Source organism: Cesiribacter andamanensis AMV16 (assembly GCF_000348925.1).
GTDB lineage: Bacteria > Bacteroidota > Bacteroidia > Cytophagales > Cyclobacteriaceae > Cesiribacter > Cesiribacter andamanensis.
This window is the reverse complement of sequence record NZ_AODQ01000026.1, coordinates 1-12909: the sequence shown is the minus strand read 5'-3', so window position 1 is coordinate 12909 and position 12909 is coordinate 1. Positions and strand designations below refer to the sequence as shown.

Here is a 12909-nt window from a genome sequence, read left to right as displayed (position 1 = left end):
CATACGGCCAACCCCTGGCCCGGGGGGCACGTTCATACCCCTATGCCCAGGTCTAAAAAAGCCTTTGATTATTCGCTGGATTTTGCCAGCACCGATTTCAGGAAACATCCTGAGCTGTACCGCATTGGCGTAGGTGAGCAGGGGGTGCTGCTGGTGCAGCCCTATAAATCGGAGCTGCTGCCGCACTGGCGCTTCCGTACCGAGGCCATTGCCCGGGAATCGGCCCAGACCATTTACCACATGTTTGAGGAGTACCTGGCTGCCGGAGAGTTTGTGGGAGCCGATATGGCCCGCAAATACCTGCAGATGGGCTTTACCCGGGCCCGGCGCTATGCCAACCATGCCGGCGGACGCAAGTACACTGCTGATGGCAAGGACCATAGTGAAGGCCTGGCCTACCCCTATAGCAGTGGTAGTCCACACAAAGGCAATGAGGTGCTGCCCCAGCAGGCCGATGCCCTCACCAACGAAAAGGCCCGTGCAGCAGCCGTCTTCAAGACCTATTATGATAAAGCCCGCCAGCATCCCGACTATTTGCAGCAGATGCAGCGCTTCCGGGAGCAGCAGGGCTAAAAAAAGAAGCAGTCTGCATAGCCTGTACGGCCACCGACTGCTTCCTATTCAGTATTTGCTTACCAGGGGTAGGGCAGGGATTAGTCCTGATCTACACCGGTGTGTTTCTCAATTACTTCCAGGTATTTTTCCCGGGCCTCACCAATTTTTTCATTGGCATCTTTCAGTTTTTCAGAGGCATCGTCATGATCGCCGGCCTGCTGCTTCTGGCGGGCTTCCTGCATTTTTTCTCGGGCTTCGTCCAGTTTCTCCTGGGCTTCCTGCAGTTTTTCGCGGGCATCTTTGCTCAGCTCACCGGCCATGGCCTGTGCATCGCTGGTGTTGAGGTCGGTAGTGTTGGCATCGGTCTGGTTGAAGGCGCCATTGCTGGCACGCTGTATATCGGCTTCAATGCGGCTGAAGTTCTGCTCCATCTGGCCAATGTTGGCTTCCACCGACTGGGCATTTACCTCATCAAAGCGGTTATCTTCCAGGGTCCAGTTGGCTACGCGCTGGCGCTCGGCCTCCAGCCTGGCGCTGGTGTTGGCATCATACTCATCGGTTTCCAGGTCCTGGTTGGATTCTACCCCCTGACCCTGCACGCTTACATAGTCCGGATCGCCGGGGCGTGCCCCATCGCGCTCAGAAGTATCGGTATTACAGGCGACCAGTGTGCCACCGGCCATCAAAAAGATTAAAAATAGCTTTTTCATGTTCTAAAAAATTAAGTTGAGCGGCACCCGTTTGGTATGAGTCTTGGGCGCCAGAACGTTATGTATAACGCAGGCGCCAGGCAAAGGTTTTGCCTGCAGCATCGGGTGCATTCGGATAACCCATTGGCATACAGTTGCGTAAAAGAAAGCCCGGCCATTTTTTGCCGCTGGCGCGCTCCTGGGGAGCAGCAGCACCGGGAGTCCCGGGATTGACAAACACTTTTTTACCTCTTATCCGAATGTACATGACCACATCTGCCTATACCCCCATTAGTTGTACCTTCCATGGCTATCTGGAAAGCTGGATGAAACAGCAGCAGGCCTGCAAGATCCGCTACCGCCAGGACGATGGCAGCTCCGTGCAGGTATCGTCCAGAATCATTGACCTGTTTAGCTGGCAGGGGGCCGAGTACCTGCTGATGGAAAAAGGACAGCTGATCCGGCTGGAGCGGCTGGAAAGTGTGAATGACACCAGCAGCCTGGGCCTGGAGATCTGAGCTGCCCCCTTCTATACTACCCCTCTATACTAGCTGTCAGGTTTTAGAAACCGGGCCGCGTTGGTCTGACAGCTATGTGGGCTCTATTACCGGAAAAACCCGCACACCCACTGTACTGAGGAGTGCTGGCAGCAGCCGGCGCACTTGCTAAACATCCACAGGCAGTCGATAAAATCGGTAAGCATGTGAAACAGCAGGCCCACCGCCAGCATGCGTACCCACGGGCGGGGCACCAGCAGCATGATCCCATAGACCAGCATGGCCCAGCCGGTATGCAGGGGATGAAAGCCAATGCTGCAACGCCCGGCAGAAAAGATAGGGGTGCTGAGCAGATGGTCGGCATCTACCAGCATACTGGCCAGCATGATCATCCAGGCCCCCTTCCAGACCGGACGAAACAGCAGCCAGGCCAGCAGGCCCGGTACCAGAAAGTGCATGCTGTAGTGAAAAATTGCCTGTGCCAATGCTGCGGGTTTATGCCGAAAAGCTACGAGTTTCCGCTTACTTTTGTGGCCATGAATGAGGAAAAAGGCTTCGACCCTACCCATAACCCCTGGAAAACCGTAAGCAGCCAGCCTGTATACGAAAACCCCTGGATACGGGTGCGGGAAGATAAGATCATCAACCCTTCTGGAAATCCCGGCATTTACGGGGTAGTCAGCTTCAAAAACCTGGCCCTGGGCATTATACCCCTGGATGCCGACAATAACACCTGGCTGGTGGGCCAGTACCGCTACTCGCTCAATGAGTGGAGCTGGGAAATTCCCATGGGCGGCGGCCCCATGGGCCGGGATGTGCTGGAATCTGCCCAGCGGGAGCTCAAGGAAGAAACCGGCTACACAGCCGCCCGCTGGACCAACATCATGCGCATCCACACCTCCAACTCGGTAACCGATGAGGTCGGCTACGTATTTCTGGCCGAGGAGCTTACCCCCGGCGACGTGGAGCCCGAAGAAACCGAGCAGCTGGTGGTAAAAAAACTTCCCCTGGCCGAAGCCATTGCCTGGGTAATGGAAGAAAGGATCACCGATAGTATTTCCATTGCCGGCCTGTTGAAAGTGGCCCGCCTGAAGGGACTCTAATACCGCCATGCTCGCAGCTCAACCCACTACCACTGCTTTTGGCTGGCAGGCCCGCCGCCTGCTGCAGATTGCCCTGCCGGTAATGCTCAGCTATCTGGGGCATGTGCTGGTGGGCACTGCCGATAGCATGATGGTAGGCCAGTTGGGCAAAGTGCCTCTGGCAGCCGTATCGCTGGCCAACAGCATAGTGGTGCTGCCCATGATGTTTGGCCTGGGCCTCAGTTACGGCCTTACCCCCCTGGTGGCCAGTGCCGATGGGCAGGGCAACACCCGCCGCATTGCCAAGCTGCTGCAGCACAGCCTGCTGATCAACCTGGGTGCCGGGGTGGCGCTTGCCGGTCTTTCGCTGCTGGTGCTTCCCTTTCTGGACGAGATGAACCAGCCGCCCGATGTGGTGGCCATTGTAGGGCCGTACCTGGCCATTGTGGCGTTTTCGCTGGTACCCCTTATGCTGTTTCAGGCCTTTAAGCAGTTTGCCGAGGGGCTGGGCTTTACCCGCAAGGCCATGTACATTACCCTGGCCGCCAATGGGGTCAACATCTTTTTTAACTGGGTGCTTATTTATGGCAAGCTGGGCTTTCCGGCCATGGGGCTGGAGGGGGCCGGCTGGTCTACGCTCTTTGCCCGGGTGATGATGGTGCTGGGCATGGGCTACTACTGCTACCGAAGCCCCCGCTTTGCACCCTACAGAGCCCTTTTTGGGCTGAAGCGTTTTAAGCGAAAACTCTCCCTGCGCCTGATGCAGCTGGGCATCCCCATGGGCCTGCAGTTTGTCTTTGAGGTAGGGGCCTTCAGTGGCGCGGTGATCATGGCCGGCTGGATGGGCGATACGCAACAGGCGGCCCACCAGATTGCCATTAACCTGGCCTCCATGAGCTATATGATTGCCTCCGGCATTAGCGCGGCAGCTACCGTGCAGGTAGGCAACCTGCTGGGGCGCAAAGACTTGCCGGGCGTACGCATGGCCGGTATTACCGCCACGGTACTGGTGCTGGGCCTGCAGACCCTTTTTGCCTTTATCTTTCTGTTCGGGCGTTACCTGCTACCCACCTTCTATATTGATAATGAGCAGGTGATTGAGGTGGCTGCCGGTCTGCTGGTGATTGCCGCTTTCTTTCAGCTATCGGATGGGGTGCAGGTGGTGGGACTAGGCGCTCTGCGGGGCATGGAAGATGTGCGCATCCCTACCTGGATCACCCTCTTTGCCTATTGGGTGCTGGCCCTGCCGCTGGGCTACGTGCTGGGCTTTGTGTTTGACATGGGCATCAATGGGGTCTGGTGGGGGCTGCTGACCGGCCTTACGGTGGCGGCTGTGCTGCTGGCGGTGCGCTTTTGGCGAAAAACCCAACAATTGCCCCAGAAAGTGGTACAGTAACTAAGCAGCCCGCATCTAGTCCCTTTTTTAGGGGTGGGCGCAACTCAAAAGCCAAGTATTTTTATGACCCACGATCGCCCCGCCGCCGCTGCCCGCTCTGTAAACGACAGTCGCACCACCCTTACCGAGCTGATGATCCCCTCCTATGCCAATTTTGGCGGAAAGATCCATGGCGGCATTCTGCTGAGCCTGATGGACAAGGTAGCCTATGCCTGCGCCAGCAAGCACAGCGGGGCCTATTGTGTGACCGTATCGGTGGATAATGTGGACTTTATGCAGCCCGTAGAGGTGGGGGAGCTGGTTTCCCTGCGGGGCTCGGTCAATTATGTGGGCAAAAGCAGCATGGTAGTGGGCATACGGGTAACGGCCGAGAATGTGGTAAGCCGGGAAGTAAAGCATACCAATACCAGCTACTTTACCATGGTAGCCAAAGGTGCAGACGGCAAGCCCTTTGAGGTGCCGCCGCTTATTCTGGAAAGCCAGGAAGATGTGCGCCGCTTTGTAGAGGCCCGGGAGCGCAGGCGCATTTACTTCCAGAGCCGGGAGCTGATGCAGCAGGCCAAGCAGCAGTTCAACTGGTCGGAAGAAGCCAAAAAGCTCAAGGGCGAGCGCTGCCGGCTAAAGTTAAAAGGATAGGGGTTTAGGGCTGCGGTATGTCTGCCGGCTTGCTGCTCACAACCGGCCAGATGGCCGCACCACAGCCCCTGGAAACTTACCCGGCTTTATAAGTTAATTCGGTATTAGAAAGAGAAAGCGGCTTTGAATAATCCCAAAGCCGCTTTTTGTTTCTGTTGTTCAGCCCTTCAACAGTCACTATGATTTCTGTTTTTGTTTTTCACTACACCAGCACCAGCATGGGGATGGGCGTATGGAAGGCCAGCCGGTGGGTTACGCTCTTGTTGAGCAGGTGATAGAGCGGGCTGTGCTCCTGGGGTACCACCACCAGCATATCGGCCGGATGCTCCTCTACCCATTTGGTGATGCCCTTTTGGGGGTCCTTTGCCTCTTCTACCACAAAATCCTTTACATAGGGGGTAAGCTGATTTTTGATCACCAGCAGCTGCAGGGCTTTTTCTTCCTCCATGTGCTGGGGATCTTCGTTGGTGTGCAGCAGAATCAGGTCGGGATTAAAGTTGCTCAGCCAGGGGCGCAGCTCCTGGTACCAGTTCTTCCGCTGGGCATTTTGGCAGTCGGTGGCCAGCACCACTTGTTTAGGTGCCCTGAACTCAAAATGGGGAGGCACTACCAGCACCGGCACCGGGCTGCTGCGGATGGTGGCGGTGGTGACATTGCCAAAATATTCGTCCAGGCGGTTGGTGGGGTGGGCGGGTAAAATGATCAGGTCGGCTTCCAGGCGGGCAGAGGCCTCACAGATGTCCGGTACGGCCGGGCCATATTCCCCTACAAACTCGTAGGGGACGCGGCAATTCTTCAGCATTCGCGCTTCCAGCTCCTGAAATTTCTCCTCAGTGCTTTGGCGCAGCTCGGACTCATAATAGGGAGCCACGGCCATAGCACCAGCGCCGGTAACGGCGGCCGGAATGTGGTAGGTATGCAGAATGTAAAGACGCGTCATGGGAATGCTCCTGGCCAGGGCAATGGCATAGCGCAGGGCATTATCGGCATGGGGGGTAAAATCTACCGGGATCAGAAGGTTTCGCAGTCTTTTCATGGCAGTAGGGGGTTAGGAGTTGCGATAGTTAAAAATACCGCTCCCACAAGTCTCGATCCATGACCCTCATCAGACGGGCAGCTGATCCTTCTCAGCCCTTTTCAGACCCCTTCTCAGCGTACTGGCGCAAAGCGGATAGCCTCTTCGCTCCAGGGAGGCGCGGCCTCTATGGCGGCAATAATGCCGGCCGGATCGTCCAGCACCGTCCACATCTGGCGGTGCTGCGGGTTCATAAATCCTTCCTCCACACTGCGCTCCAGCATGGCCAGCAGGGGGTCGTAGTACCCCCTGATGTTCAGGATGATGATGGGCTTGGTAAAGAGGCCCAGCCGCTTGAGGGTAATGGCCTCCAGTAGTTCTTCCAGCGTGCCGCAGCCGCCGGGCAGGGCAATGAGCGCATCGGTGCCGTCCAGAAAGCGCTTTTTGCGCTCGTGCATATCGCCCACAAAGTGAAAATGCTGCACCCCCTTGTGGGCCCATTCTACCTCCTTCATAAAATTGGGCATGATGCCGGTAATGTGCCCGCCCAGCGCCAGCACCCGATCGGCCAGGCGGCCCATCAGCCCGGTAGCGCCACCGCCAAATACCACCTTTACACCGTCCTGAACAAGGGCATCCGCCAGCACATCGGTGGCCTCAAAATAGGCCGGATCAATTTTAGGACTGGAGGCACAGTATACGCAGACTTGAGAAACGGGCATAAGGGTAAGGGGAGATTAGTGGGGAACGTGATTATTGATATCGTTTTTCGGGGTCTACAGCGGCCAGCTCTACAAACAGCTGCGCCATTTTTTCGCAAACGGCGGCAAAGTAACGGGCGCCTTTTTCGGCTGTGGCCGCCTTGGGATTGCCTACCCCGGTATCGGCTGTTACCATGGACCATTTGCGCTCAGACCAGGCCCAGCCTTCCCGAATGCCACTGATCACTGATTTTCGCTCACTCCCATCACCGGCTTCGGCAAGGGGGAGCACCAGCTCGGGCCGCAGGTGCAGCAGCAGGCTGGTTTCCATTTCATCGGCATGGTCGCCGGCGGCCTTAAAGAACGCTTTTTTATCCACAGACTGAAACCAGTTGCAGCTTACCAGCAGCATCTGGGGGTAGGCCAGGCCCAGCTCCCGTAGCATGGGCTTAAAATCATTGCCGCCATGGCTGTTCAGGATTAGCAGTTTGCGCAGGCCCTGGCGGTTCAGCATCTCCACAATATCACGCAAGATGGCCAGCTGGGTGCTGGGGTTCAGGTTAATGTCCAGCCGAATGTCGGGCTGGCCAGTATTTACGCCAAAGGGCAGGGTGGGCAGGATCATGATCTTGGCCCCCTGCTCCCAGGCCAGGCGTCCGGCCTCGGCGACAATGGCATCGGCCTCGATGATGTCGGTGGCGTAGGGGAGGTGGTAATTGTGTGCCTCGGTAGCGCCCCAGGGCAGTATCACCAGCTCAATGGGCTGCTCTTTTACCGCTTTCCAGTTACTTTCGGCCAATAGGTAGGGGCGCATGGGCAAAGGGTATAGTGTTGATTATTGCAGTTGGTAGATCATGGAGGCCAGTGGTGGCAGCGTTACCCGGGTTCGGCCCTCCCCATTCCTGATCTGCAGCTGGGTGCTTGCCGTCTGGTACAGCTGATCCTTCAGCATATAGTCCCCATCGGCGAGCCCCCAGGCCGCTACCAGCTCCCGGGGCAAAGCAAGATCAAAGCCAAAGGTATTCTCTGCATCAAAATTAGACACGATCAGCAGCTTTTCGCCATCCGACCAGCGGGCAAAGGAAAATACGCGGTCGTTGTAGTACTCGGTATGGGCGCGGTTGTGGCTGTGGATCTCCTGGTAGCGGCCCATCAGGGCGGGGCTGTTCAGGGTAAAGGTGAGGAGGCGCTGGTAAAAATCACGCAGCTCCTTTTCTTCCGGCCGCAACTGGCCGCCATCGTACTGGTGGTTGTTTACCCAGCGCTGGTGGTGGGGCACCCCTATATAATCGAAGATGGAAGTGCGGGTGGGGCTGCCAAAGCCGGCCCGTTCGGCGCCGGGTTCGCCCACCTCCTGCCCAAAGTAAATAAGGGTAGGGGAGGTGCTGATGGTAGCCGATACCACCATGGCTGGCTTGCCCTTCTGGGCGCTGCCGGCAAAATCGGGGCTGGCAATGCGCTGCTCGTCGTGGTTTTCCAGAAAATGCAGCATGTGGTGCTCAATATCGGCCAGGCCATTCTGAATGTGAACGATATGATCGGTAGATCCGTGGCCCTGCATGATGTTTTTAAGGGTATCGTACAGCTCTACCTTATCGTAGAGGTAATCCATTTTGCCCATGTGCAGGTACTGGCGGTAGAGCGAGGGGTTGTATACTTCAGCCAGCAGAAAAGCATCAGGATTTTTGGTTTTGATGGCCGAGTTGAGGTAGCTCCAGAACTCTACCGGCACCATTTCGGCCATGTCAAAGCGGAAGCCATCTACTCCCATATCGATCCAGTACAGGGCTATATCGCGGAATTTCTTCCAGGAATCGGGCACGGACTTGTCCTGCCAGAAGGCCTGGTGCTCCTGGTAGCCCTTGCCGGCAAAGTCCTGGGGCAGCTCGTCAAAATCCTTGCTGCCATCGGGCCGGATGCCATAATTGATTTTTACGGTCTCGTACCAGTCGTGGAAATGGGGTTGTGCCAGGCGGGAGCCGTTGCCTGTCCACTTGGCAGGCACTTCTTCAAACTGCCCATCGGCCAGGGGATGTGCCTCGCCCCCCAGGGGCCGGTAGCCATCCAGCGGCTCGGGTACCCGGAAGGATTCGCCGGGATTGTAGTAGAAGTTATTATCGCGGGCGTAGGTAACGGAAGTATCATCGTTCGCCCCAAAATCACTTACCCCTTCCGGGTTGTTTTTGCCCTCGTAACGGCGGGCTACATGGTTGGGCACAATGTCGATGAGCACTTTCATGCCGGCCCGGTGGGTACGCTCCAGCAGCGCTTTGAATTCTTCCAGGCGCCGGGCGGGGTCTTCGGCCAGGTCGGGGTTTACCGTATAGTAATCTTTTACGGCATAGGGTGAGCCGGCCCGCCCTTTTACCACATCCGGATCGTCGTTGGAGATTCCGTAGGCGGTATAATCGCGGATCACGGCATGGTGCGGCACGCCGGTGTACCAGATATGGGTAACGCCCAGGGCCCGAATCTCTTCCAGGGCCTTGTCAGTAATATCATTGAATTTGCCCACCCCATTTTGCTCCGGGGTGCCCCAGGGGATGTTGGCAGTATTGGTATTGCCAAAAAGGCGGGTAAAAATTTGATAGACAACCACTTTTTGCTGTTCAGGATTAGGCATAACTTCTTGCTGTTCAGAGGCAGGCGCGCAGCAGTATACACCTGCTAAGGCAATAAGGCTGGCAAGAGCGAAATGTTTTTTCATGCTGTGGAGAGGTTCAGGACTGTTGCCGGCAGAGCAGGAAGAAAAAAACGTGCTGGCGCTATTCTGCTGGCTGCTGCCCCCTTGTAGGTACGGCTAATAAAGGGGGGCGCCTGCGATAGCTTCTTCCAGCGTACCGGTCCTTAAAAATAAGGGCTCGCCTGTCATTTACCGCAGCCGGGCCACTTTTTCTTTTGGAGGAAAGGGCTTTGGCGATGTGCAAAAACGAAAAAGCCCTTCAGCATTTCGCTAAAGGGCTTTGAGTGACCTTGTCAGGATTCAAACCTGAAACCTTCTGATCCGTAGTCAGATGTTTATATTTATCGTTAGGAAAATATAGTTTGTAAAAATCGTATTAGAGCTATTTTAAGCCCATTTTTTGACTTCATCTTTTGTGCTCACTAACAGATATTTATTATAGTTGTGTATCAAATTGTGTGCAAATTTCTTATCTTGTACTATCATTTGAGACACGAGTAATATGTTGACTACCACAGCTATAATCCTGGATACACGTCGGGCAAAGCAGGATGGGTCTTATCCTGTAAAGCTCCGGATTACTTATCAAAGAAAGCGCAAGTACTACAGTACTGGGTTTGATCTGACAGAAGAGGACTTTCAAAAGGTGTATGGCAGCAGGCCCAGGCAGGAGTTTAAAGAACTTCAGCTGCGCTTCAATACATTGGAGAAACGAGCAGCTGATATCATCAAGGATCTACCGGAGTTTACCTTTGGTGCCTTTGAGAAAAAATACCTGGGTCAAACACAGGTGGAGCAAGATGTTTATTCGCTCTACGATCACTATATTAAAATGCTGTCAAAGGAGGGTAGGGTAGGCACTGCCAGTAGCTACAGCTGCAGCCTAAAATCCCTGAAGTCATTTCATGCCAGAAAGCTCTATTTCGATAAAGTAACTCCTGAGCTCCTAAAGGAATATGAGCGATGGATGGTAGCAGAAGGCAATAGCCTCACCACAGTAGGTATTTATCTGAGGGCACTAAGAACTATCTGTAACCTGGGGATAGAAAAAGGGGCAATAGACATGCAAGCATATCCCTTTGGTAAAAGAAAGTACCAGATCCCTGCTGGGCGTAATATCAAGAAAGCACTGACGCTGGATGATATCAAAAAGATCATGGACTTCCAGGCTCAATCAGATACTGAGTGCTGGAGCAGGGATCTCTGGATTTTCAGCTACCTGTGTAATGGGATCAATATAAAGGATGTGGCCAGGCTCAAGTACTCCAATATTGGAAAAGACAAGATAACCTTCATTAGGGCGAAGACAGAGCGTACCAGTATCAAGAATCTCAAGCCTATTGTGGCTATGCTTACACCTGAAGCACTGCAAATAATAAGCAGGTGGGGAAAGTCTCCTGCACTTCCAGAGGCCTATGTTTTTGGAATACTTGCCGATGGGGTGACACCAGAACGTGAGCGAGCTTTAGTGCAGCAGGCTACCAAGACGATCAATAAGTATGTTAAGAAGATCGCTACATCAGTAGGCATAGATAAAGATGTTACCACCTATACAGCCAGGCACAGCTTCTCTACCATACTTAAAAGATCTGGTGCTCCCATCGAATTTATCAGTGAATCTTTAGGGCATCATGATCTGAAGACAACGGAGCATTACCTGGATAGCTTTGAGGATGATGTGAAGAAACATTATGCAGGCTTGCTCACAAATTTCCAGAAAAAATAAAATCTTAAGTGAAATGCTGAAGTTCAGTCAAAGAAAAGCATTGGTAGAGTACCATACGAAAGCTATAGATTCGTTCAAAGGGATTGTGCGTTCTTCGGAGCAGTCTCTTGACCCAGGTACAGTAAATTTTTTAGCCCTGGATGAGTTGACAAGGCTGTTCATTGAGGAGTTGAAGGAAAACCTCTATTACACAAATGTAAATTACGACAGGTATTTTCGAGACCTCTTCATGAAAGGGCTTGTCCCCCTGGATGAAGGGTATAGGGATGTCACTTATCTTTACCTGCTGGTTAGGAGGAAGCCACATGAAGAATTGATTGAGGAAGATGACATATACTTTACCTTATGTACATTCTATTCATCCCTCAACACTACAATGGACCTAGTAGGAGATTATATTGGAGAATTTGGCTTCGATTATCACAAGACCTATGAAAGGACGATATCTCTTCTGCTAGAAGACTACGATAGTACTTTTTTAGATGATTACCCCCAATATGATCGGCTTATTGGTTCTCCAACAAATGCGCCTGAAGGCAGTACTGAACATTTATCCGAGAACACCTTAAAACAGAGCCTACCTTCTTTAAGAGATTATTTAGGAAAGCATGCAGAGAAGTTAATGCCTGTGCTTCTCCGTAACTATGCTGGAGCGGACACTTGTAATGATATCTCACTTACGATACTTGCTTTGCAAAGTTTGGGGTTTCTGCCTGGAAGCTCTCAGATAAAGCAATCAACTCTATTTAATGCCATCAATGAGGATTTAAAGGTCAAGTTTGGTAGAAAAGGCTTCACCGAAGCTTATAAAAGAAATGATCCGAATCACAGAGATAATAATGCTATAAAGAAAGATCTTGAAAAACCGGTAGCCGCCAAGAAAGAAATAATCATTCAGATCTTGAATCAGTAATTTTTTGTTCCATTTGTTCCATGGAAAACCAGGGGAAATATTGGAACTGATCATCTCCTGATATTTGAGTGTAATTAAAACACACTCATATGTCGAACCCATTTGAACATATCCTGAAGCGGCTAGACCAGCTCGAGATCCTCATAAAGGAGAGCCAGGTTAATAATATAACAAATGCTCCTGAAGAAGAGATTATTACAGTAGAGGGTGCAAGTCAATTCCTCCACTTAGCTGTGCCAACGATCTATGGCCTGGTAAACCGTAGGGCTATCCCCTTTATGAAAAAAGGGAAGCGCTTATTCTTTTCCAAGAAAGAGCTTACAGCTTGGCTTAAATCAGGCAGTAGGAGAACTTTAATTGAGCTCACCCAAGATGCTCCATTTTTCTCTGCGAAAGCATTAATGAAGTAGGGGTAGTATAATACCCTTACTTATTCCTGCCAACCCATTTAGTAGTACCCAATAGGCCTTATCTACCAATTGGGCCAAAATCAATCCTGTAATCTTCTTAGAGCAATATACCCTGCCCCTTGCCTAAAACCGCTTATATAAGCATTAAATAAGGTGATTGAAGGAGTAGCGGCTTCTTGGGTAAATGCTTTAATAGTTTATGAACATTCTAGTTAAATAAAACAAAAAATTATAAAAATAATATCAAAAATGAATTTAATTACAAATAGAAATATTGATACGAATAAAGAAAGTAGCCCTGAAATACTCTTTGATGTCCCAGAAAATATGATCCAGGGTCTAAAATCAGAATGGAGCCAAGGAAGTACCTTAGATGGTTCTCAACTTGCAGGTCAAGAGGCATCTGGATCAGAGGTGAATGATAACTATTCTGTAAGCATAGGGAAGCTTCCTAATCAGGTTTTACTAGAAGTTAGTGGGAACAATCCGGTAGGGAACTCTGCTGAGGGACCAATTGAAAGTGATTCTATCGGGCAAAATGAGTTTGATGCAGATGCACCACGAATTAGAACGTTAGAGCAACTTTTGAATCAAAGCGCAATTGAG

15 protein-coding genes are annotated in these 12909 nt (G+C 52.3%); 9 read left to right on the top strand and 6 right to left on the bottom strand.

From position 1 onward, the window contains the following. The first annotated feature begins 42 nt into the window (after positions 1-42). Positions 43-573, top strand: coding sequence for a DUF4385 domain-containing protein (locus tag ADICEAN_RS06815; RefSeq protein ID WP_009194829.1), 531 nt, complete (start codon positions 43-45; stop codon positions 571-573). An 80-nt stretch (positions 574-653) separates the two neighbouring features. On the opposite strand, the gene ADICEAN_RS06810 is transcribed toward ADICEAN_RS06815, so the two are convergent. Continuing rightward, positions 654-1265 carry a hypothetical protein gene (locus ADICEAN_RS06810; RefSeq protein ID WP_040396438.1) on the bottom strand — a complete coding sequence of 204 codons (612 nt, stop codon included), beginning with the start codon at positions 1263-1265 and terminating at the stop codon, positions 654-656. A 245-nt stretch (positions 1266-1510) separates the two neighbouring features. Here ADICEAN_RS06810 and ADICEAN_RS06800 point away from each other — a divergent pair, with 245 nt between their 5' ends. Then, complete coding sequence (locus ADICEAN_RS06800; RefSeq protein ID WP_040396436.1) at positions 1511-1762, top strand: hypothetical protein; 252 nt, start codon at positions 1511-1513, stop codon at positions 1760-1762. A gap of 86 nt (positions 1763-1848) precedes the next feature. On the opposite strand, the gene ADICEAN_RS06795 is transcribed toward ADICEAN_RS06800, so the two are convergent. Continuing rightward, the gene (locus ADICEAN_RS06795) at positions 1849-2226 is read right to left on the bottom strand and encodes a DUF6122 family protein (protein ID WP_040396435.1); all 378 of its coding nucleotides are present in this window, start codon (positions 2224-2226) and stop codon (positions 1849-1851) included. Positions 2227-2238: 12 nt separating this feature from the next. On the opposite strand from ADICEAN_RS06795, the gene ADICEAN_RS06790 reads away from it, so the two are divergent. The 3 genes from ADICEAN_RS06790 to ADICEAN_RS06780 all read left to right on the top strand — a co-directional run bounded on the left by ADICEAN_RS06790 (position 2239) and on the right by ADICEAN_RS06780 (position 4855). Then, positions 2239-2844, top strand: coding sequence for an NUDIX domain-containing protein (locus ADICEAN_RS06790; RefSeq protein WP_009194825.1), 606 nt, complete (start codon positions 2239-2241; stop codon positions 2842-2844). 7 nt (positions 2845-2851) lie between these two features. Further along, a complete protein-coding gene (locus ADICEAN_RS06785) occupies positions 2852-4219 on the top strand; it encodes an MATE family efflux transporter (RefSeq protein WP_009194824.1) in 1368 nt (455 codons plus the stop codon). Positions 4220-4282: 63 nt separating this feature from the next. Beyond that, on the top strand, positions 4283-4855 hold the full coding sequence (locus ADICEAN_RS06780) for an acyl-CoA thioesterase (protein WP_009194823.1): 573 nt from the start codon (positions 4283-4285) through the stop codon (positions 4853-4855). 202 nt (positions 4856-5057) lie between these two features. Here ADICEAN_RS06780 and ADICEAN_RS06775 read toward each other — a convergent pair whose 3' ends face one another. The 4 genes from ADICEAN_RS06775 to ADICEAN_RS06760 all read right to left on the bottom strand — a co-directional run bounded on the left by ADICEAN_RS06775 (position 5058) and on the right by ADICEAN_RS06760 (position 9194). Next, on the bottom strand, positions 5058-5891 hold the full coding sequence (locus ADICEAN_RS06775) for a universal stress protein (protein ID WP_009194822.1): 834 nt from the start codon (positions 5889-5891) through the stop codon (positions 5058-5060). A gap of 113 nt (positions 5892-6004) precedes the next feature. Next, on the bottom strand, positions 6005-6592 hold the full coding sequence (locus tag ADICEAN_RS06770) for an LOG family protein (RefSeq protein WP_009194821.1): 588 nt from the start codon (positions 6590-6592) through the stop codon (positions 6005-6007). Between the two features lie 31 nt (positions 6593-6623). After that, positions 6624-7385, bottom strand: a complete 762-nt coding sequence (locus ADICEAN_RS06765; protein WP_009194820.1) for a creatininase family protein — start codon at positions 7383-7385, stop codon at positions 6624-6626. Between the two features lie 21 nt (positions 7386-7406). Then, positions 7407-9194, bottom strand: coding sequence for an alpha-amylase family glycosyl hydrolase (locus ADICEAN_RS06760; RefSeq protein ID WP_009194819.1), 1788 nt, complete (start codon positions 9192-9194; stop codon positions 7407-7409). Between the two features lie 562 nt (positions 9195-9756). Here ADICEAN_RS06760 and ADICEAN_RS06755 point away from each other — a divergent pair. From ADICEAN_RS06755 to ADICEAN_RS06740, 4 genes are all read left to right on the top strand, one after another. Further along, the gene (locus tag ADICEAN_RS06755) at positions 9757-10980 is read left to right on the top strand and encodes a site-specific integrase (protein ID WP_009194818.1); all 1224 of its coding nucleotides are present in this window, start codon (positions 9757-9759) and stop codon (positions 10978-10980) included. Positions 10981-10993: 13 nt separating this feature from the next. Beyond that, complete coding sequence (locus ADICEAN_RS06750) at positions 10994-11893, top strand: hypothetical protein (protein ID WP_009194817.1); 900 nt, start codon at positions 10994-10996, stop codon at positions 11891-11893. A gap of 89 nt (positions 11894-11982) precedes the next feature. Beyond that, positions 11983-12303: a helix-turn-helix domain-containing protein gene (locus ADICEAN_RS06745; protein WP_009194816.1), complete on the top strand. Its 321-nt coding sequence runs from the start codon at positions 11983-11985 to the stop codon at positions 12301-12303. Positions 12304-12552: 249 nt separating this feature from the next. Then, the coding region (locus tag ADICEAN_RS06740; protein WP_040396430.1) for a hypothetical protein at positions 12553-12909 on the top strand (357 nt) is incomplete at its 3' end.

Coding starts and splice junctions, on each gene's coding strand:
- ADICEAN_RS06815 (WP_009194829.1), top strand. CDS start 43: ATGCCCAGGTCTAAAAAAGCCTTTGATTATTCGCTGGATTTTGCCAGC.
- ADICEAN_RS06810 (WP_040396438.1), bottom strand. CDS start 1,265: ATGAAAAAGCTATTTTTAATCTTTTTGATGGCCGGTGGCACACTGGTC.
- ADICEAN_RS06800 (WP_040396436.1), top strand. CDS start 1,511: ATGACCACATCTGCCTATACCCCCATTAGTTGTACCTTCCATGGCTAT.
- ADICEAN_RS06790 (WP_009194825.1), top strand. CDS start 2,239: ATGCCGAAAAGCTACGAGTTTCCGCTTACTTTTGTGGCCATGAATGAG.
- ADICEAN_RS06785 (WP_009194824.1), top strand. CDS start 2,852: ATGCTCGCAGCTCAACCCACTACCACTGCTTTTGGCTGGCAGGCCCGC.
- ADICEAN_RS06780 (WP_009194823.1), top strand. CDS start 4,283: ATGACCCACGATCGCCCCGCCGCCGCTGCCCGCTCTGTAAACGACAGT.
- ADICEAN_RS06775 (WP_009194822.1), bottom strand. CDS start 5,891: ATGAAAAGACTGCGAAACCTTCTGATCCCGGTAGATTTTACCCCCCAT.
- ADICEAN_RS06770 (WP_009194821.1), bottom strand. CDS start 6,592: ATGCCCGTTTCTCAAGTCTGCGTATACTGTGCCTCCAGTCCTAAAATT.
- ADICEAN_RS06765 (WP_009194820.1), bottom strand. CDS start 7,385: ATGCGCCCCTACCTATTGGCCGAAAGTAACTGGAAAGCGGTAAAAGAG.
- ADICEAN_RS06760 (WP_009194819.1), bottom strand. CDS start 9,194: ATGCCTAATCCTGAACAGCAAAAAGTGGTTGTCTATCAAATTTTTACC.
- ADICEAN_RS06755 (WP_009194818.1), top strand. CDS start 9,757: ATGTTGACTACCACAGCTATAATCCTGGATACACGTCGGGCAAAGCAG.
- ADICEAN_RS06750 (WP_009194817.1), top strand. CDS start 10,994: ATGCTGAAGTTCAGTCAAAGAAAAGCATTGGTAGAGTACCATACGAAA.
- ADICEAN_RS06745 (WP_009194816.1), top strand. CDS start 11,983: ATGTCGAACCCATTTGAACATATCCTGAAGCGGCTAGACCAGCTCGAG.